Genomic DNA, 236 nt, shown 5'->3' with positions numbered 1-236 from the left:
ACATAGGAGTCGACCATTAAGTCTTTCTTTTCAGAAGTAACAAAACGATCCGCTGCACCGTCCAATGTCTGGATACGAGCATCCATATAGCGCACTTTATCCACTACGGGTAATTTAAAGTGAAGGCCTGGAGCAAATACCTTTGTGACGTCTTCATCTTTAAGGACTTTACCAAAGCGGGCTACAATTGCGCGTTCGCCTTCGTTTACCACCATCATAGATGAAAAACCAACCCC

At 44.5% G+C, this 236-nt stretch carries 1 protein-coding gene; it reads right to left on the bottom strand.

All coding sequences use genetic code 11. The annotated features are described in order from the left end of the window. Nucleotides 1-236: SPFH domain-containing protein (locus AAEY78_RS14940; RefSeq protein WP_352340281.1), on the bottom strand; the 236-nt coding region annotated here is incomplete at both ends.

The sequence above is a fragment of the Psychrobacter sp. 16-MNA-CIBAN-0192 genome, from assembly GCF_040309565.1.
Taxonomy (GTDB): Bacteria; Pseudomonadota; Gammaproteobacteria; order Pseudomonadales; family Moraxellaceae; genus Psychrobacter.
The sequence above is the reverse complement of the archived record's forward strand: the minus strand, read 5'-3'. Positions and strand labels throughout refer to the sequence as shown.